This window comes from Marinitoga sp. 1137, from assembly GCF_001941525.1.
In the GTDB taxonomy this organism is placed as follows: domain Bacteria; phylum Thermotogota; class Thermotogae; order Petrotogales; family Petrotogaceae; genus Marinitoga; species Marinitoga piezophila.
This window is the reverse complement of sequence record NZ_CP009471.1, coordinates 1,966,225-1,983,895: the sequence shown is the minus strand read 5'-3', so window position 1 is coordinate 1,983,895 and position 17,671 is coordinate 1,966,225. Positions and strand designations below refer to the sequence as shown.

General features: G+C 29.3%; 17 protein-coding genes. 6 read left to right on the top strand and 11 right to left on the bottom strand.

All coding sequences use genetic code 11. From position 1 onward, the window contains the following. Positions 1-81: 81 nt before the first annotated feature. Positions 82-990: a signal recognition particle-docking protein FtsY gene (ftsY, locus tag LN42_RS09490; RefSeq protein WP_014297294.1), complete on the top strand. Its 909-nt coding sequence runs from the start codon at positions 82-84 to the stop codon at positions 988-990. Positions 991-1,018: 28 nt separating this feature from the next. Here the strand turns inward: ftsY and LN42_RS09485 are convergent, their stop codons facing one another. From LN42_RS09485 to aroQ, 4 genes are read right to left on the bottom strand one after another with little or no spacing between them, the layout of a single operon-like run. Beyond that, a complete protein-coding gene (locus LN42_RS09485; protein ID WP_014297293.1) occupies positions 1,019-2,236 on the bottom strand; it encodes a U32 family peptidase in 1,218 nt (405 codons plus the stop codon). Positions 2,237-2,265: 29 nt separating this feature from the next. Next, complete coding sequence (locus LN42_RS09480; protein WP_014297292.1) at positions 2,266-2,691, bottom strand: peptidylprolyl isomerase; 426 nt, start codon at positions 2,689-2,691, stop codon at positions 2,266-2,268. A 2-nt stretch (positions 2,692-2,693) separates the two neighbouring features. Continuing rightward, positions 2,694-4,295: a DEAD/DEAH box helicase gene (locus tag LN42_RS09475; RefSeq protein ID WP_014297291.1), complete on the bottom strand. Its 1,602-nt coding sequence runs from the start codon at positions 4,293-4,295 to the stop codon at positions 2,694-2,696. A gap of 3 nt (positions 4,296-4,298) precedes the next feature. After that, positions 4,299-4,727: a type II 3-dehydroquinate dehydratase gene (gene aroQ, locus LN42_RS09470; protein ID WP_014297290.1), complete on the bottom strand. Its 429-nt coding sequence runs from the start codon at positions 4,725-4,727 to the stop codon at positions 4,299-4,301. Positions 4,728-5,017: 290 nt separating this feature from the next. Between aroQ and LN42_RS09465 the strand changes: the two genes are divergently transcribed. Together LN42_RS09465 and LN42_RS09460 are read left to right on the top strand one after the other, a co-directional pair. Further along, positions 5,018-6,982 (top strand): methyl-accepting chemotaxis protein, encoded by a 1,965-nt coding sequence (locus tag LN42_RS09465; protein WP_014297289.1) that lies wholly within the window; start codon positions 5,018-5,020, stop codon positions 6,980-6,982. A gap of 120 nt (positions 6,983-7,102) precedes the next feature. Continuing rightward, complete coding sequence (locus tag LN42_RS09460; protein ID WP_014297288.1) at positions 7,103-7,792, top strand: hypothetical protein; 690 nt, start codon at positions 7,103-7,105, stop codon at positions 7,790-7,792. An 11-nt stretch (positions 7,793-7,803) separates the two neighbouring features. Here the strand turns inward: LN42_RS09460 and LN42_RS09455 are convergent, their stop codons facing one another. From LN42_RS09455 to LN42_RS09445, 3 genes are all read right to left on the bottom strand, one after another. Continuing rightward, the gene (locus tag LN42_RS09455; protein WP_014297287.1) at positions 7,804-8,172 is read right to left on the bottom strand and encodes a hypothetical protein; all 369 of its coding nucleotides are present in this window, start codon (positions 8,170-8,172) and stop codon (positions 7,804-7,806) included. Between the two features lie 108 nt (positions 8,173-8,280). Beyond that, the gene (locus tag LN42_RS09450) at positions 8,281-8,676 is read right to left on the bottom strand and encodes a hypothetical protein (protein WP_014297286.1); all 396 of its coding nucleotides are present in this window, start codon (positions 8,674-8,676) and stop codon (positions 8,281-8,283) included. A gap of 113 nt (positions 8,677-8,789) precedes the next feature. Beyond that, positions 8,790-10,376 (bottom strand): DUF4350 domain-containing protein, encoded by a 1,587-nt coding sequence (locus LN42_RS09445; protein WP_075780741.1) that lies wholly within the window; start codon positions 10,374-10,376, stop codon positions 8,790-8,792. A gap of 109 nt (positions 10,377-10,485) precedes the next feature. Here LN42_RS09445 and LN42_RS09440 point away from each other — a divergent pair, with 109 nt between their 5' ends. From LN42_RS09440 to LN42_RS09430, 3 genes are all read left to right on the top strand, one after another. Further along, complete coding sequence (locus tag LN42_RS09440) at positions 10,486-11,262, top strand: DUF368 domain-containing protein (protein ID WP_083635690.1); 777 nt, start codon at positions 10,486-10,488, stop codon at positions 11,260-11,262. Between the two features lie 618 nt (positions 11,263-11,880). Beyond that, the gene (locus tag LN42_RS09435) at positions 11,881-12,627 is read left to right on the top strand and encodes an undecaprenyl-diphosphate phosphatase (protein WP_014297283.1); all 747 of its coding nucleotides are present in this window, start codon (positions 11,881-11,883) and stop codon (positions 12,625-12,627) included. A 34-nt stretch (positions 12,628-12,661) separates the two neighbouring features. Next, positions 12,662-13,102 (top strand): nucleoside-triphosphatase, encoded by a 441-nt coding sequence (locus LN42_RS09430; protein ID WP_075780740.1) that lies wholly within the window; start codon positions 12,662-12,664, stop codon positions 13,100-13,102. A 24-nt stretch (positions 13,103-13,126) separates the two neighbouring features. Here LN42_RS09430 and LN42_RS09425 read toward each other — a convergent pair whose 3' ends face one another. The 4 genes from LN42_RS09425 to LN42_RS09410 are packed head-to-tail and all read right to left on the bottom strand — an operon-like array spanning position 13,127 to position 17,671. Next, complete coding sequence (locus LN42_RS09425; RefSeq protein WP_075780739.1) at positions 13,127-14,044, bottom strand: MJ1477/TM1410 family putative glycoside hydrolase; 918 nt, start codon at positions 14,042-14,044, stop codon at positions 13,127-13,129. Further along, entirely contained in the window at positions 14,037-14,825 is a 789-nt protein-coding gene (locus tag LN42_RS09420; protein ID WP_014297280.1) for a nitrilase-related carbon-nitrogen hydrolase, read from the bottom strand. The genes LN42_RS09425 and LN42_RS09420 overlap by 8 nt, the downstream gene beginning before the upstream one ends. A 4-nt stretch (positions 14,826-14,829) precedes the next feature. After that, on the bottom strand, positions 14,830-15,369 hold the full coding sequence (locus tag LN42_RS09415) for a 5-formyltetrahydrofolate cyclo-ligase (protein ID WP_075780738.1): 540 nt from the start codon (positions 15,367-15,369) through the stop codon (positions 14,830-14,832). Next, positions 15,335-17,671: a DUF2194 domain-containing protein gene (locus tag LN42_RS09410; RefSeq protein ID WP_075780737.1), complete on the bottom strand. Its 2,337-nt coding sequence runs from the start codon at positions 17,669-17,671 to the stop codon at positions 15,335-15,337. Before LN42_RS09410 ends, LN42_RS09415 begins: the two co-directional genes overlap by 35 nt.

Here is a 17,671-nt window from a genome sequence, read left to right as displayed (position 1 = left end):
CAAACTATAATGTTTGCAAAATTATTATCTTAATGGTAAAATATATCCGAAGTTAACAAATTAGATGTAGGAGGATAAAGCATGGGATTCTTTAATAAAATTGCAGAAGGACTTAAAAAAACAAGAGATAAATTTTTTGGAAATATTAAAACACTCTTTGCTGGAAGAAAACTTGACGATGAAGTCTTAGAAGAATTGGAAGAAATTATGATTCTTTCAGACATGGGAGTCGAAGCAACAGAAGATATTCTTAAAGAATTAAAAGAACGATATAAAAAAGAAAACTCAGACGATCCTTTATTACTATTAAGAGATATTATGGTTGAACATTTAAAAGATGAACCTTTGTCATTTAATCCAGATAAAAAACCGTTTGTAATACTTGTTGTCGGTGTAAACGGAACAGGAAAAACCACTACCATTGCAAAACTTGGAAAATTATACAAAGACAAAGGACATGATGTGGTATTTGCTGCAGGTGATACATTTAGGGCAGCTGCTATTGAACAATTAAAGGAATGGGGTAATAGATTAGGTATTGATGTAATAGCCCATACACATGGTGCTGACGCTGCTGCTGTAGCTTTCGATGCATTAAATCATGCTGTCGCTAAAGGAAGAGATATAGTAATAATAGATACTGCCGGAAGATTGCATACAAAACAGAATCTTATGGAAGAGTTAAAGAAAATAAAAAGGGTTATTCAAAAGGTTATTCCAGATGCTCCACATGAAACCTTACTTGTACTCGATGGAACTACCGGCCAAAACGGTATTATTCAGGCAAAGGTGTTTAAAGAAACAACTGATTTAACCGGAATTGTGGTTACAAAATTAGACGGAACAGCAAAAGGCGGTATTGCTTTTGCTATTAATCAGGAATTGGATATTCCTATTAAATTAATAGGCGTCGGAGAAAAAGCCGATGACCTTCAAATTTTTGATCCAAAAACATATTGTAATGCTCTCTTAGGAATTGAAGAAAAATAATAATAGAAAAAAATAAAAGCTCCAGAATTTATTTCTGGAGCTTTTTTCTTAATATATCCATTTCTTCTAGATCAAGATCGACTTTTACTATTACATTTGGATTAGCTATTTCTATTTTTCCTTCTTCCTGGCCCTTTCTCATTTTAATCATTTCCGGCATTTTTATTTTTATTGGATCGCCAACTGGTTTTATAATTTCAACTTCTTCGCCTACTGCAATCTTACTTCTAATTTCAAGTATTGATTTACCATCTCGGCTTTTACCAAGGACCTTTGCAACAATTTCATGTGTTTTATTATATGATGAAGAATCATAATTTTGACCTTCTGCTCCAGGATTGCCAAAGAAGAATCCTTTTGTATATTTTCTGTTACTTACAGAATTTAAATACTCCATCCATTTAGGATCATATTTAAAATTACCTTCATAATATTTATCTATTGCTTCTCTATATACTTTTGTTACTATTGCACCGTAGTATATTCCCTTCATTCTTCCTTCTATCTTTAAACTATCAATACCAGTATCCAAAATCTGATCAATAAACTCTATTGTACAAAGATCCCTGGAATTCATTATAAATGTTCCTCTTTCATCTTCATAAATAGGATAGTATTCACCTGGTCTGTTCTCTTCAACAAGATGATACTTCCATCTGCAAGGTTGAGCACATGCTCCTCTATTGGCATCTCTTCCTGTTAAATAATTACTCAACAAACATCTTCCTGAAATAGACATACACATTGCACCATGTATAAAAACTTCCAACTCAACATCAGGTACTTTTTCCCTTATTTCGCGAATTTCTTTTAATGATAATTCACGAGCTAAAATAATTCTTTTTGCTCCCATTTCATGCCACACTTTTACGCTCATCCAGTTGGTATTACTTGCCTGAGTACTTACATTTATTTCAAGATCTGTATTGTCCCTAACTATTTTAAAAACACCTAAATCTGCAACTATAACAGCATCTACACCAGCAGATTCGAGAAATTTAGCATAATCTGCAACCTTTTCAATTTCATTATTATGAGCTATTATATTTAAAGTAACATATATCTTTTTCCCAAGAGAATGAGCATATTTTACAGCTTCTACTATCTCTTCATTTGAGAAGTTTCCAGCCAGAGCTCTTAAATTGAAAAATTTTCCGCCAAGGTAAGCTGCATCAGCACCATAGCGGAAAACCATTTTTAATTTTTCCATATTTCCGGCTGGAGAAAGAAGTTCAACCTTTTTCATACTTTCTCCTCCAGTGATTTTAATTATTTTTAGTTAATTTCTACAATTTCAATTTCAAAGGTTAAATCCTTACCTGCAAGAGGATGATTTGTATCCATTTTTACCATTTCATCTGTAACTTCAAGGATTTTAGCAAGGAATACATTTCCTGATTGATCTGCAAGTTGTACTGTTTGGCCAACTGCTTCATCTATATTAGGTGGAAAACTCTGTCTTGGTAATTCAAATACTTTTTCTTCAGAATATTCTCCATATGCCTCTTCAGCAGGAATAGTGAATGTCTTTTTTTCTCCAACTTCCATATCCATAACAGCTTTATCAAATCCTGGAATTACCTGTCCTGCACCTGCTGTAAATTCTAATGGTTCTCTTCCTTCTGATGAATCAAAAACAGTTCCGTCATTTAATGTCCCTTTGTAGTGTAACTTTACAGTATTTCCTTTCTGTACTTTCATAATTATTCCGCCTTTCTGCTTTTTTCTTTTGCTTTCGCAATTATTGGTTTTCTTCCTCTTCTTTTCTTTTTAAAAGATTCAAGTATAATCTCTGCATCTTCAAAAGACACAGTAATAAAAGAAAATTTATCGAGTATCCTTACATCTCTTAATCTAACATTATCAAGTTTTGTATAATCTTTTATTAATTTTAATATTTTTTCCTTTGTGATTCCGTCATCTTTACCAAGGGCTACAAATAATCTTGTTTTACCTTTCTTATCAACAAATGATTTTCCTTTAACTTCTCTAATTTCATTATAATTTCTTTCATCAAGTTCATCCTGAAAAGCATATTTTAATACTGCTGCAAGTACTTCATTTGCATTTCTATTTTCGAGCATTTCATTTGCTAATTCAAGATAGTTTTCATATGTTTCGCTTTCAAGGATATTATTTATTTCTGTTTTTATTCTATTTTTCTTTGATTCTATAACATCCTTTATTTTAGGAATTCTCTTTTTCTTTATATCGCTTTTTGAAATTCTTTTTATAAACAATAACTTTCTATATTCTTCTGGTGTAACAAAAGTAATAGCTGTTCCTTCTTTTCCTGCCCTTCCTGTTCTTCCAATTCTATGAACATACGATTCAGGATTTTGAGGCAATGAATAATTTATTACATGTGTCAAATCTGAAATATCAATACCTCTTGCTGCAACATCTGTTGCTACAAGAATATTTGCTCTCTTTGTTTTGAATTTCCTTAAAATTCTTTCTCTTTGATATTGGGATAAATCTCCATGTAATGCCTCTGCACTATATCCCCTATCAATAAGTCTGTTTGAAACAGTATCAACATCTACCTTTGTTCTACAGAATACAAGACCGTAAAACTCTGGTTCTATATCTATAATTCTACATAACGCCTCAAATTTATCTGATTCATTAACCTCAAAATATATCTGCTCTGTTAATTCCGTTGTTAATTGTTCTGGTTTTACAGAAATTATCTTGTAATTGCTCATATATTTTTTTGCAAGCTTTAAAATTCTTGATGGCATTGTAGCTGAGAATAAAAGTATTTGCTTTTTTTCTGGTGTATTTGAAAGTATTTCCTCTACATCATCTATAAATCCCATATCAAGCATCTCATCTGCTTCATCAAGAATTACATAAGAAACATGTTTTAAATCCAATGTTTTTCTTCTAATATGATCCAATATTCTTCCCGGTGTTCCAACTACGATATCAATACCTTTTTTAAGTCTTGAAATTTGGTTTTCTATTGATTGTCCACCATAAATAGGAAGAATATTTAACTTTTTTCTTCCTTTTAAAGAATTAATCTCCTCTGCAACCTGAATAGCCAATTCCCTTGTAGGAGTTAAAATTAAAGCCTTTACCTTTTTTGAAGGTTCTAATTTTTCAATTAACGGTAATCCAAATGCTGCTGTTTTACCTGTTCCAGTCTGCGCCTGACCAATTACATCAATACCTTCCTGTAAAAGAATTGGTATAACCTTTTCCTGAATTGGTGTTGGTTCCTCAAACCCCTTTTTCTTTAACGCCTTTAATGTACTTTCTGATAATCCTAAATCCTCAAACTTTACTAGCTTTTCCATTTTCTACCTCTTTCCTATGATTTTTTTCAGGTATTCCAATGCCAGGATATACCCATCGAGTCCTAACCCTGTAATCTGTCCATCGCATACAGGGGCTATTACACTTTTCTTTCTAAATTCTTCTCTTTTATATATATTAGAAATATGCAATTCGATTTTAGGAACATCAATTATTTCCAGAGCATCCTTAATTGCATAACTATAGTGTGTATAAGCACCTGCATTAATTATAAGCCCATCAAAATCCATTTTCTGAAGTCTGTTAATAATTTCTCCTTCAAAATTTGACTGAAAAACTTCTGTTTTTATTTTGTTCTTTTCAGACCAATCTTCGATCAATTTCAAAAGATCCTGATATGAAAAATTACCATATATTTCTTTTGGGCGTTTGCCTAACATATTAAGGTTAGGACCATTAACTATTAATATCATACCATAATTCCTCCATAAAAAAATTTTATATTTCCATTCTTAACTCAACCTTTCCAATATTGTTACTGCAACTCTTTAAAAACTCATAACATAGTATTATATCATAATAATCTTTCAATTAAAGACAAATCCTTCCAAATCCAGAACACCCGTTAAACTTATTAATATAACATTAATAATAAATAATGGATATTTAATATTAATATATTTTTTTTGAAATTTTTTATCATATATTTTATGATATAATTTCCTTGCAAAAATTCGAATTTTTAACAATCGGAGGTGTAATTGTGAATTCTATTAGAAGAAAAATACTTATAGTATTCTCAACAATTATAATTTCTGCTGGAGCTTTTGTTGGATTTTTTCTGTATTTTTATTTATCAGCATCACTTGAAAGTCTAATTGAAGAAAATTCATTTTCCATTTTAGAACAACAGGCATCACAGGTAGAAATGTTCTTTAATTCGTTAATTCATGAAATGACACTTATCTCAAACAAAAAAATCTTTAAAAATATGAACATGACTGATTCAATTGCAATCTTAAAAAAAGATAATGAAATTTTAGATGATTACAGCATGTTATTTATAGCAGATAAAGATGGAAATGCCTACACAACAACAAATGTAAAAACCAATATTGCTGATAGAGATTACTTTAAAAAAATAATGAACGGAAACGATATTGCTATAAGCGACGTTTTAATATCAAAAGCCGACGGAACATCTATAATAGTTATTGCACATTCGATTAGAGATGAAAATAATAAAACCATAGGTTTAGTTGGTGGTACAATTTCTCTTGAAAAATTTCTGAATTTTGTTAGCACTTCAGCAGAAGGTAATTATAGTTTTATCTTAGATTCACACGGAACAATGATTGCACATACAATAAAGAAATTTATAGGAAGCAGTGTTTTTAATTTAAATTATAAAGGTTTAAGTGAAATTGCGCAAAAGATGATCAATGGTGAAAAAGGTTATGGTGAAATTACTGTTGAAAACAATCAAAAAAGAATATTAATCTATGCACCTATAAAATCAATGAATTGGTCTGTTGCAGTTTCAATTCCAAAAAGCGCTTTACTTGCAAAACTAAGAGGTATTGTTAATTTCTTTGTATTAATTGTAATTTTAGCTGCTTCAGTTGCAGTTATTGTTTCAATACTACTTGGAAATTCTATTGCTAAACCTCTTGAAAAACTCTCAAATGATGTTAAAAAATTTGGCGAAGGTGATTTAACCATTAAATTTAGCGCAAGAGGTAAAGATGAAATTGCAAGAATTGCAGAATCATTAAATTACATGGCAAATAATCTCAGAAATTATTTAATTAGTGTAAGAAAATCTGCTTCTGATCTGGAAGAATCAGCCGTAGAACTTGAAGAAAATGCAAGAATTCAGTCAACACAAATGGCAAAAATTACAGAAAAGACTGAAGATATGGATAAAAGCTCAAATTTAGTTTCTTCTTCCATTGAAGAAATGAATTCCGGAGTAGAAGAAATTTCCGCTTCAGCACAAAATATATCAGAAAATTCACAGAACTTATATGAAGAAGCAAAAGATGTTTCTCAAACTGCTACTGAAGGTAGCGAATCAATTTCAAAAATAATTACAACAATAACAAATGCTGTTAAACAGTCTGATATTACAATAAATACCGTTCAAAATCTCGCAAACAAAGCACAAAATATTGAACAGATAGTAGAAACAATAGAAAATATCACAGAACAAACTAATCTCCTTGCTTTAAACGCTGCAATAGAAGCAGCAAGGGCTGGAGAAGCCGGGAAAGGATTTGCTGTTGTTGCTGATGAAATAAGAAAATTAGCAGAAGAAAGTAAGAGGGCTACAGAACAAATTGCTGAAATATTAGGAGAAATAAAAGACGGTGCAGACGATGCAAGCGATGCTACATCAAAAACAGGTGAAATCATAAAAGATGTAGAAGCTGAGGCTAATATTGTTGCAGAGAAATTCTCAAATATTACTCAAAAAATCCAGAATATCACCGTAAATATAGAAAATCTCAGTGCAAGTGCTGAACAACAGGGTTCATCTACAGAAGAAATTGCAATGGGAATGGATAGGATTACACGGGAAATTATAAATATCTCAGATGAAATCACAGAAATTGCCGATTCAATTGAAAATCAAAATATAAGCTTGCAAAAATTAGAAGATATTACTGAAAGACTTTCTGAAAAAGCTCAAATCCTTGTAGATGGTTTAAAGAAATTTAAGATTTAACCCTTTTAATCAAGTCTCAAAAATGAATCTCCCTGATTTTCAGGGAGATTTTTTATTTATTATGATATAATATTAATATAACAGTAAAAATAGACGAATTATATAAAGGAGGTGATTCTGATGAGAATAAACGGAGAAAATTTTAATTATTTTAAGTACACTGAAATAACAAAATTAGAAAACACAAAGGAATTTGAAGAAAAAAATAAATCAAAAAACAATGAAAACAATAAATCTGCAAATAAATCCCCTAAAGGCGATGTTTATGTAAAGACAGAAATAGAGTATATGAAAGCTACTTATTCCAGCGTAGTTGGAAAAAAGATTGAAATTGATCCTTCAAAATGGAAGGATATGAAGGAAGAATCTCAACAGATGTATGATAAGTTTAAAGCATGGGTTGAAGATAAAATAAAAAAGCAATTAGGTATTACAGAAGATGAAAGAGCAGAGATGAAAAAAGAACTTGAAGGTGATGGGTATTGGAGTCCTGAGTCTGTTTCAGATAGGCTTATTGAATTTGCAAAATCCATATCTGGTGGTGATAAATCAAAAATCGATTTATTGAGAAATGCCGTAAAAGAGGGATTTCAGAGCGTTAGAGATATGTTAGGAGGAAAACTTCCAGAAGTTAGCGAAAAGACTTATGATCTGGTTATGAAAAAATTTGAATTGTGGGAAAAAGGTGAAGACGAGAATATGGAAATAACAACAGAAAGCGGAGGAGTCGAATACATAAAGGTTAATCAGGAAGTTATAATTGAAAACAACAATGAAAATAAGGATAATAATTTACCAGAAAATAAATAAAGAAAAGCTGCCTACGCAGCTTTTCTTTTATAGTTAATGAATTTTTTTGAAATATAAAACACCAAAATAATTGATAAAATACCAAGATAACTTGCAAAAGAATCATATAATGAAAATTGCCTGTATGGAGAAAGCGCTTGAATATACTCACTTGCAACTGGAAGCGTTAATATTAATCCTATTGAAGGTATAATATACCATTTTTTGTTAATCAATCCTTTTAAAAATAAAAACATCCCTCCAGCATATGCAAGAAAATGCCATATTTTATCTTCTCCATAAAATCTCGAATAATTAAACGGTGGTTTTGGAGTTACTGAAAAATATATTAATACTAACAGATATAATACAAATAATATATTCCATATAATCTTTTTCATAACCAAAACCTCCAGAATATTTTTTATATATTATAACATGTTAATATTTCAAATAATTAAAAAATATAATAAATAAAAAAAGCTCCCGAAGGAGCTTTTAGTTTTTTATCAATAATAAACATCCAAATCAATTGAAGTATCATCAGGATTTACCCATTCAGAATCAAATGCTTGATCGTCATCAGAATATTTTTTGTCTCCATCTTTATCCTGATATACAAAAACTGTTGCATTTCCTCCAGCTGGTACCGATACTTCTATGCTATATTCAGATTCATCTGGAGTTATTTCTTTTAAATTAGTAACACCTTCTTTTGGAATATTATCTAATGTTGTACTGAATGTTCCTACTACATACGCGAGATAATAAGTGCTATCATCTGTATAATAACTTCTATCATCCCAATTAATTTTTACAGTTGCATTTACCTTTGCTGGCCCCAAACAACTTGTTAAACTCAAAGCAAGAATTAAAATACCTAAAAATACCAATGTTTTTTTCATAAAAACCACTCCTTATAAATTTAAAGTAGATATGTATTAATATTACTCTAAAATTATTAAGGAGTGATGTCTTTTTGGTTAATTTTAAAGATAGTTAATCTTTTTTTAAAAAATTAATAAATAAAATATTTGATTACATTTATTGCTAACTTAGCATCATCGCCCCATTGCCAGCCATTATGCAATAAATCACCAGAAGCTCCTGTTCCATCATCAAAAGGCGAGCTATCTCCTATTGCAACAACCTTACCTTTGCCATAATTAGTTACTATCATATATGGTTTATTTTCAGAATTAGCAATTAATACTTTAATATTATCATTTAATAGTTTAATTGATGAACCATTCCATACTCCTATTTTTCCAATTCCTTCTGTAATTGGATGATTGTAAATATGTGCAAGTGGTGCTTCTTCAAGGTCATCGCCTGTAAATTTAAATCCAAAATTTTCTACAAATGTATTAAATATCTTAGGTGAATCCCAACCATTGCCATTTCTATCAGAACCACCATGATCAGATATAATAAATAATGATCCGCCATTTTTTACAAAATTCAAAATTGCTTTAATTTCTGTTTCCTTAAATGGTTTATTTGGTTCTGGAATTACAAGCACATTATACATATTTAATATTTCTTCTGTTATATCCTCTTTTATTTCATTAACCTTTAATCCCATATTTCTTATTACATCTGCAAAATCCGAATATCCCCCATCAATAACCCAGTCGGCATTTCCAGCAGTTTGGCCATGATTATTATCAAATAACACTCTATTTTTATATGAATCCTTTTTAAGATCTAATTTTATTATCTTCATACCCATTTTATTATTGTTTTTATCCGCTACTGATCTCAATACAAGCTTTGTAGCTTTATTTATGTCTTCCACTTCTAATTTCAATATTTTTTGTGTTTTGTCCAATTTATAATCTTTTATATTGGTTTTTAATATTCTAATGGTTTTATTCAATACAACTGATTTTTCACTTATTGGTTCATTGAATTCAACATAGATATAATTTCCTTTTATTGCATAATCCTTTACTTCAGGCGGGAAAACATCATCAACAACTATATCGTTTATATCCCTTGGCCATAATTCATATGCTGACATATATTGTCCAAGGACACCTATAACTTCCATTGTAATTCCAACTTTATAGTAAGCAGGATTAATTCCTGTATTTTCTCTTATAAATACCATTCCTTTACCGCTTCCATCGTCAATGTATATCTTCCTCATATCAAATTTGTCAATTTCTACAATTTTTCCTTTTGTTTTAAGATATAATCCTTCATACTTTTCATTATTGATATCTGCAGTTTTTATAATCAATGGTTCTGGCAATGGATTATTATGAGATATTATTTTATAATAGTGTGAAGGATTATCACTTTCAAGAATTAATTCTTTATTATTTTTATGAGTCCACAGATATCCTTTTGCTTCAACTAAATCCCCTCTTTTTACATCTTTAAACTGACCACCTCTATAATATAGATTAATTCCTCCTGTTTTATCCTGCAAGAAAATTATATTAACATCAAAAGGTCCTGGTTCAACTGTTACAACACCTCTAACAACAACTGTTTTTAAATCTTTTAAATCGCGAGCATCAGAAATACTGGTAATAGCAGAAAATGCAAAAATACCTATAAATAAAAACACAACTAACATTACTATACTTCTTTTCATTCTTAATCCTCCCTTTTTAAATTTTTAAATTTAACATAACATTATATCATAAAAATAGCTGAATAATAATGTATAATAAATAAGAAATATTTTGATTGGAGGGATATTATTGAAGGATTTTATTTTAGGGATTTTAATGGGAATTGCAAATTTATTACCTGGTATAAGTGGTGGAACTATTGCTGCTATTTCTGGAAGATATGAAATAATTTTAAAAGCTGCTTCTGATATAATTTCTTTTAAATGGAATAAAGAAGCATTTAAGATTTTGACCTCATTAATTGTAGGTATGGGCGTTTCAATAATATTCCTTTCAAAAATTTTATCTTTTTTGTTTGAAAAATATCCTGAATATTCATATGGAATATTTATAGGACTAATTATTGGAGGCCTTTTTTACCTTATTTCACAGATAGAAATTAAACAAAAATCTAATATATCAATAATAACTATATCTTTTGTTTTAACATACTTTTTATTAAGATTTGCCGAGAATCTGGAAACATCAAACGGAAATGTTAGTATGTGGTATTTATTTATAGGAGGCATAATAGGCGCTGCAACAATGGTACTTCCTGGAATAAGTGGCTCTTCAATGTTGTTGATTATGGGAATATACAAACCTATTATTGATGCTATATCTAATATGAACTTTTCTATTTTAATTCCTTTTGCATTTGGTGTTGGTGGAGGATTGATTTTTGTTATACTTGTTCTTGAAAAATTGCTTGAAAGGTTCAGGGATCAGGTTTTATCTTTTTTAATTGGTCTAACAATAGCGGGAATGGTGATTATCTTCCCAATAACCTCAAAATTATTGACTTATGTATTTTTAATTGTGGGTATTTTTCTTTCAAAATATCTTGAGAGGATTCTTAATGAGTAGAAAAGTTGCAATTGAAAAAATAAAAGTTCTTTAAAAATATCGTTATAGAAAACTTCATAAAAAGATTCATTCAAGCAGGTGAAATTTCTTATAATTGTGAAAAATAAAAACTCATTCAGACAACTCGAACGCTAATCCTCAAAAATTCTCGTTCCCGCCGGTCGTTACAGACTCACGTCCATGTTCGTCCTTTTGTGTTGTTGATTGAGAAAAATAATATGAGCGAAGACTAAGAATTTCCCGCAGCGGGGATTAAAGATAGTTGGAAAAAATAAAAGCGAGTGAAGGCTCGCAGAGTGCCTGAGAAAATTGCGAGTGGAAGGGGTCAAAATCACACGGATGTGATTTTGAGTGAAGACGAACATGGATGTGAGTCTGCAACGACCCCTGAGAACGAGCAATTTTCGAAGATTAGCACTCAAGTCGCCTGAAAGAGCTTTTATTTTTTCCAACACAAAAATTTTTCAAGGATTAGAAATTCTTGCCGTCTGAGAGAATATTATTTTTCTACTTTCAAAAAAAATTTTCGAGGATTAGCAACCAGCTTGTTTGAGGGAGTTTTTATTTTTCTCAATTATCAACAAAAATAACAATTATATAAAAAGAGAGGTGGAGGATGTGCAGGAAATTATTTTGGGTATAATTCAGGGATTAACGGAGTTTTTGCCAGTTTCAAGTTCAGGACATCTTGCTTTATTTTCAAAACTCATTAACTTTAATCCCGACGTTTCTTTTTTCGCTTTTTTACATTTAATGACATTTTTCGCAGTTTTATTGTTTGTTTATAAAGAAGTGTGGTTTATTTTAAAAGGTATGTTTACAATGGATAAAAGTGCCTGGAATCTTGCTTTGAAAATTATTGTTTCTTCAGTGCCAGCTGCAATAATTGGTATTTTATTTGAAGATCAGATTTCTGAGGCATTTTCTTCGCTTAGACTGGTTGGATTATTCTTTTTATTTACATCTGTTGCAATGATTCTATCCGATAGATTTGATGGGAAAAAGGAATTAATGGATATTTCATATATAGATGCTATTATAATTGGTTTATTTCAAGCAGCTGCTATTTTTCCTGGTATTTCAAGAAGTGGATTTACCTTATTCGGTGCTTTGCTTTTAAATACAAAAAAAGAAGCAGCTTTAAAATATTCCTTTTTAATGAGCCTTCCTGTAACCTTTGGTGCTGGATTACTTGAAATAAATGACGTTACATTTACAGCACCTGTAATATATTCAGGAATATTTACCTTTATTTTTGGCGTTATAGGATTGTTTATTTTAAAGAAAACCGTTATAAATGGAAAGCTTAAATATTTTGGTTACTATACTGCTCTCGCAGCAATAGTAAGTTTTATTGTTGGATAATTTTTAATTATTAATAAAAAAAGGGGGGCTGGTTTTGAAGGTATTACTAACTGGAAAAATGGGGGTTGGAAAAAGTACTATATTAAATAATGCAATAAAAAAATATAATATAGAACATGGGATTTTCACCAGAAAAATAGACGATTATGTTTATGCCTGGTTTTTGAATAATGAAAATCAAAGATTTATTATAGGCGAAAAAAGTATATATGGAATGAAATCCGTTGATAAAGGTTTTGAATCTTTAATAAAGCAAATGAAGAATATCAATAAACCAGATTTTTTTGTAATTGATGAAATTGGTTATATTGAATTATCTCAACAAAAATATCTTGAAGAGCTAAAAAGAATTATCGATGAAAGCCAGAATTTTATAGGCGTTATAAGATTATTCTTTATTGAACGATATGAGTTTTTAAAAGATTTAGAGATTATTGAAATTACAGAAGAAAATCGAAATAATATTATTATATAAAAATAGAGAAGGAATTTTCCTTCTCTATTTATTTTGATTAAAATATTTTATTCCTGGCGATATAGTATATAATTTTTGGTCTTTTGTTGCAGGATAGGCTAAAAATCCATATTCTTCACATAAGGAAATAAAATCTTTTACTTTCTCTATATCTGACTCTTTTTCATTATAAATATAATCTATCACTATAATTGTTTTATTATGCTCTTTAAACTTCGTTATATAATTTAATCTATAATCTATTTGTTTTTCTTTCCGTTTTTTCCCTTTTATATAAAACAAACTCTCAATTCCCAATCCATCTATAGATTCCATATATTTTCCGTTATAATCATAATCAATTATGGATTCCGCATTTTGAACAAATATTTTAAAATTTTTCCTTTTACTCTTTGCATATTCTGATAAATCTGCTATAAGGTTTATCATCTCTTCTGCTGTTGCATATATATCATAACCATGGTCAGCCCAATATAAATATGAATCAACAAGATCTATATAAACTCCATCAAATCCCTGATCTATTATTTTATCTATATATTGGTGCATAATTTCCTTCCATTCCCAATGCCAGTATTTTACCTTATAATTACCAGGCCACTTTGAATTCTCTTCACCTATAAAATCTGGAGGATTATTATTCCACCATTTTTCCCAATAAAACCTGTAGTCTTCTGCTTCTCCTACGCTGAGATAAGACAAAACTGTACTTCCATTTGTTTGTAACTTTCGTATTTCATATCTGGAAAATTTGTTTTTTTCACTACCATCATGTGAATAATCAATTATTATATATTCTGGTTTGTAATATAATGTAATTTCATTTATATCAACATTACCAAGCTGATAGATAACAGGAACTTCCTGTTTTTCAATAAATAGCGGCATTAAAAAAGGAATCGTGAGTACCGAAATTAAAAGTACTATAAATATTCTATCCATTGAAATAAAATTCCGGCCTCCTGTCTTCGAAGATATTATTCAATTTATTTAATTGCTTGTTATTAGCTTCTTCAGGATTAATTTCAATAGCTTTCACCATATCTCCTTTTTCCGGAAATCTAATTATTACTTCTCCTTTTGGATTGGTTATCTGACTCATACCAGTAAAATTATTTGTATTTAATGCATTTATCTCTTCGCCCCATCTGTTTGAGGTTACTATAAACACATGATTTTCAAGAGAGCGGAATTTATTTGCTTCCTGACAATATGGCATAACAAGATTGGCACTATGCGCTATAACCTGTGCACCTTTTAATGCAAGCGTTCTAAATGATTCTGGATAAAACCAATCAAAACATATTGCAAGTCCTACTTTTACTCCATTAACTTCCTCTACCCAAAACCCTGTATCCCCTTTTTCAAAAAACACCTTCTCTTCATAGAATAAATGTGTTTTTCTATAAATTCTTGTTTCTCCTGTACTTTTTATTAAAACAGAAGAATTATACAATTTACCCTCGTCTTTTTCAACAAATCCAAAAACTATATTGGTATTTTTTTCCTTAGCTATTTTCTTAAATGTTGTGATAGAATAACCATTTTTATCTTCAGCAACCCATTCAACTTCTGTATGTGTATTAAATGTATAACCTGTAAATGTCAGTTCCGGAAATACAAACAAGTCTGCTTCTTTATTTTCTATTAACTTTATCGCTCTTTCTATATTATCTTTTACCTGAAATAATTCCGGTTTAAATTGCACAAGCCCTATTTTCATATCTTTATCCTCCTAAAATTCGTTTTTCAGTTATCACAAGATTCATCTGTATATCATGGTCATCAACAGGCAATTTTTCTAATATCTGGAAGTCAAATCCAACTCCTATTAACTGAGTTTTTTTGTGTACTGAAAAATATCTGTCAAAAAATCCTCCACCATATCCTAATCTATATAAATCAAGGTCAAATGCCACTCCTGGAACAATATAAATATCTATATCTTCAGTATATTCCGTCCCTTCTGGTTCCATTATTCCAAACTTTCCTTTTTTCAGTTTATTAATATCATTAACAGGAATAAAAATCATTTTTTCATCGCTTATTACTTTGGGAAAAAGGAATATCTTATCTTTGAATAATTCCATTAAATTTAATACGTTTACCTCTTTCCTGTATGGATAATAAATCGCTATTGTTTTGAAATTTTTGGATTTTAAATAATTATATATTTTTTCAACGATTATTTTATTATTTGATTCATATTCTAATTTAGAAAGATTTTTCCTTTTAGCGATTATTTCCTTTCTTATTCTGCCCTTCATAATAACTATCATCTCCACTGAATTTTATATTCATAATGTTATCATCCATTTCAATAACATATAATTTTGATTCTGGATAATAGTCAATTATTTTTCCGTTTATAATATCATCAATACCACTCTGGGATTTTACATAAAAATACTTTGGAAATATGGAAGAATCAGGAATTACAACTGTTAAATTATTTCCATTCCATTTATATTTTACATTTTGTGTTAAATAATCAAAATATATTTGATATGCTTCTGAAGCTGTATGATTTCTTAACCATGGGAATTTTTTCTTAATAGTTAAATAGAATGTCCTTAAACTGCTGTACATCTCCATCCATGTTTTATTTTCCGGATTTCGACCTTTATCAAATAAATCATCAGGATGAATAAAATGCTGAAATGCACCAAAATTTGCAAGTATATTTATTGTAGCTATATATATTCTTTTTAAAGGATAATATCCATATGTAGACCTCGGAATTACAAGTGTAAAATTATTTATAATCTTATACTCAGAAAATTCATCTTTTGCTTCATATGATGTACCTATTGTTTTTATTTCCGGAATTGCTTTTAAAAGCTGATTTGCCCCAAAATCATCTATTATGTTATTAGGAGCAACATAACTTGATAATTCTATTGGATGTCCCAATATTTTTTCTATAAATGTTTTTGCTGCTCTTAAACTGAGTAATATATTGTTTGGATTTGGCCATCTGTCTTTTGTTAATGAATTATGATTATAACCATGTAATCCTAATTCAAACTCTGATTTATCTATTTCTCTAAGTGCTTTTAACGGAGAATTGGTATTACTCATTAAAAATTCCGAAAATTCAAATGGTGGATTGCTTGAACCATTATAACTTAGAGGTGTAACAAAGGTATATTTAATATTGAATTCTTTGGAAAATTTCTTTATAGACGGCCACCAGATTGTATAGTAATATTCATCATCTGTGATGTCTTTCCCATTAATCTTTGCACGAACAACATTGTATGATGGCAATGGAAAATCATCTATATAGAACATAAATGAATTCAAAAATCCACTTATGCTATTTTTTTGCATTGACATTATTGACTGAAAAATCAATCCTCTTATATTCTTTAAATATACATCTGGATTTATATAACTTCTATATCCCTTTCCTTCTTTTTGATACCATATCACCGGAACACTTTTTCCATCTCCACAGAAAAATGCCAGAGGTTTTATATTTCCCGGTAAGTCTATATGATAATTTAATTCAAAATACATATTTATATATGATTCTGTTGCTGTATTAGTTAAAGGGAATAAGTCTTTTGTAAATGAAATTTTGTTTATATTGATATTATCTTCTTTTACATAGCTGCTCCATGGCGTATTAAATAATTGTGTGGAATATATAAATGTTCCCCCACTATTTATAAATTTCTTTATTGTTCTTGTTTCAACATATTTTGCATCTGTATTCCATATTATATATTTATATGGAATAAGGTCAAAGAAAGAGAGTTTATAAAATTGTTCTACGCTTATCACATCAAAATTTTGTTTTGCATATAATAATATCTTTTTTATTTCATATTGAGAATCCAGGTATTTTTGATTGTCGTATTTTGTATTGACTATGAGAAATTTATTTAATGTTCCAACTTCATGATTTATAAATCTATGTATAAGTTTATTAATATTGATTATGAGATTTCCATTTTTATCAACAAAACTATTGAATATTGCAGCACCACCATTATCTGTCAGAAATATCATTGGATACTCTTCATTGTCAATTTTATAGGTTAATATATTTTCCATATGATTGTCAAAGGTAATATACTTTTCAACAGGAACTTTATATTCACTATCCGGTTTTTTTAAAAAATAGTCTGAAATACATTCAATTGTATAATCTTCTAATTCTCTATATCCATATTTATACTGAACACCAATTTTATTTAATAAATTATTCATTTCCGAAATATCTGCACTTGCACCTATATTGTTAAAAAAGAAGTATATTCCTCCATTTTCAACAAATGTTGCCAGTTGCCTTAAATATAATTCGGGCTTAGCCATCTCAGAAGAATAATACCATGTAATTACTCCAAAATACTTTTCATTTGTTATCTTATAATAATTCATCTCTTCAACATTCTTTAATTCGTATCTAATATTATTTTTTTCCAGAATAGGAATAATATGATATTTAAACATCATTTCACCATAGTTTTCTGATTGTTTATATAGCAATAAAAGTTCCTTTTGAGAAAAGGATAAAACCGCAATAATAATTAATATTAATAATAAAATTTTCTTTTTCAT

Coding starts and splice junctions, on each gene's coding strand:
- ftsY (WP_014297294.1), top strand. CDS start 82: ATGGGATTCTTTAATAAAATTGCAGAAGGACTTAAAAAAACAAGAGAT.
- LN42_RS09485 (WP_014297293.1), bottom strand. CDS start 2,236: ATGAAAAAGGTTGAACTTCTTTCTCCAGCCGGAAATATGGAAAAATTA.
- LN42_RS09480 (WP_014297292.1), bottom strand. CDS start 2,691: ATGAAAGTACAGAAAGGAAATACTGTAAAGTTACACTACAAAGGGACA.
- LN42_RS09475 (WP_014297291.1), bottom strand. CDS start 4,295: ATGGAAAAGCTAGTAAAGTTTGAGGATTTAGGATTATCAGAAAGTACA.
- aroQ (WP_014297290.1), bottom strand. CDS start 4,727: ATGATATTAATAGTTAATGGTCCTAACCTTAATATGTTAGGCAAACGC.
- LN42_RS09460 (WP_014297288.1), top strand. CDS start 7,103: ATGAGAATAAACGGAGAAAATTTTAATTATTTTAAGTACACTGAAATA.
- LN42_RS09455 (WP_014297287.1), bottom strand. CDS start 8,172: ATGAAAAAGATTATATGGAATATATTATTTGTATTATATCTGTTAGTA.
- LN42_RS09450 (WP_014297286.1), bottom strand. CDS start 8,676: ATGAAAAAAACATTGGTATTTTTAGGTATTTTAATTCTTGCTTTGAGT.
- LN42_RS09445 (WP_075780741.1), bottom strand. CDS start 10,376: ATGAAAAGAAGTATAGTAATGTTAGTTGTGTTTTTATTTATAGGTATT.
- LN42_RS09425 (WP_075780739.1), bottom strand. CDS start 14,044: ATGGATAGAATATTTATAGTACTTTTAATTTCGGTACTCACGATTCCT.
- LN42_RS09420 (WP_014297280.1), bottom strand. CDS start 14,825: ATGAAAATAGGGCTTGTGCAATTTAAACCGGAATTATTTCAGGTAAAA.
- LN42_RS09415 (WP_075780738.1), bottom strand. CDS start 15,369: ATGAAGGGCAGAATAAGAAAGGAAATAATCGCTAAAAGGAAAAATCTT.
- LN42_RS09410 (WP_075780737.1), bottom strand. CDS start 17,671: ATGAAAAAGAAAATTTTATTATTAATATTAATTATTATTGCGGTTTTA.